Here is a 552-nt window from a genome sequence, read left to right on the forward strand (position 1 = left end):
ATCTCATTGAGCGCATGGCGTTCCAGCAATCTGCCGGCGAAGTCGGCGAACAGCCGCAGCGTATTCAGATCTCGCTCGTTGAGGCTGTTGTCCGGCGTGGTGCTGAAGCAACAGAAGGTGCCGTAGAGCCGGCCATCGCTGAAGCGCAGCGGAACACTGAGGTGCGCGCCGACCGGCAAGGCTTTGGTCACCGGCATGGCCAACGCCTCCGGTAGAGTCGCCGCGTCCTGAATCAGCTCGGGCAAGCGCCCGTCGAGCACGCGTTGACAGTAACTGTCGTCCAGAGGATCGCACGCCCCGACCTCGAGCTGCAGGGGTACGAAATTTCCGTCCAGGTAGCGAAAAATCCGGCTGCCGCCGCGAAACTCGCTGATGAACGCGACATCCATCCCCAGATGCGTGCGCACGGCATGCAGGGTTTCGACGAGCATCTCGCTCAATGAAAGGTTGGCGCTCTCCAGGCGACGCAGAATGGAGAGCGGATCATCGGCCATCCCGAGTTGATCGACCTGATCCTGCTGTATGTCATCAGACATGGAGTCCCTCCCCGTT

At 61.2% G+C, this 552-nt stretch carries 1 protein-coding gene; it reads right to left on the minus strand.

Annotated elements, in window-relative coordinates; genetic code table 11:
• The coding region (locus tag LO50_RS19445; protein ID WP_044316063.1) for a GAF domain-containing protein at positions 1-536 on the minus strand (536 nt) is incomplete at its 3' end.
• Positions 537-552: the final 16 nt, after the last annotated feature.

The sequence above is a fragment of the Stutzerimonas stutzeri genome (assembly GCF_000935215.1).
Taxonomy (GTDB): Bacteria; Pseudomonadota; Gammaproteobacteria; order Pseudomonadales; family Pseudomonadaceae; genus Stutzerimonas.